Source organism: Streptococcus sp. HMSC072D03 (assembly GCF_001812855.1).
Classification (GTDB): domain Bacteria; phylum Bacillota; class Bacilli; order Lactobacillales; family Streptococcaceae; genus Streptococcus; species Streptococcus salivarius_D.
The window spans coordinates 34353-34820 of record NZ_KV810640.1; the positions used below are offsets into that span (position 1 = coordinate 34353).

Annotated in this window: 5 tRNA genes; all 5 read right to left on the reverse strand. The window is 51.9% G+C overall.

Features of this window, described 5'->3' with window-relative positions:
* Window positions 1-3 precede the first annotated feature (3 nt).
* Window positions 4-76, reverse strand: a tRNA-Phe gene (locus HMPREF2877_RS03675).
* Window positions 77-79: 3 nt separating this feature from the next.
* Window positions 80-153: transfer RNA gene (locus HMPREF2877_RS03680), tRNA-Met, on the reverse strand.
* Between the two features lie 9 nt (window positions 154-162).
* Window positions 163-252: transfer RNA gene (locus tag HMPREF2877_RS03685), tRNA-Ser, on the reverse strand.
* Window positions 253-271: 19 nt separating this feature from the next.
* A tRNA-Ile gene (locus tag HMPREF2877_RS03690) sits at window positions 272-345 on the reverse strand.
* 16 nt (window positions 346-361) lie between these two features.
* Window positions 362-435 (reverse strand) — tRNA-Met (locus HMPREF2877_RS03695).
* Between the last annotated feature and the right edge of the window lie 33 nt (window positions 436-468).

Genomic DNA, 468 nt, shown 5'->3' on the forward strand with positions numbered 1-468 from the left:
AAATGGCGCGAGACGGAATCGAACCGCCGACACATGGAGCTTCAATCCATTGCTCTACCAACTGAGCTACCGAGCCATATTGCGGGAGCAGGATTTGAACCTACGACCTTCGGGTTATGAGCCCGACGAGCTACCTAGCTGCTCCATCCCGCTTTAATTATAAGGAGGATGTGGGATTCGAACCCACGCACGCTTTTACACGCCTGACGGTTTTCAAGACCGTTCCCTTCAGCCGGACTTGGGTAATCCTCCAAATATTATAATTAATATATGGACCTTGTAGGACTCGAACCTACGACCGCTCGGTTATGAGCCGAGTGCTCTAACCAGTTGAGCTAAAGGTCCAAGAAATCCATATATATAGCGGCGAAGGGGATCGAACCCCCGACCTCCCGGGTATGAACCGGACGCTCTAGCCAGCTGAGCTACACCGCCATAAATCGGGAAGACAGGATTCGAACCTGCGAC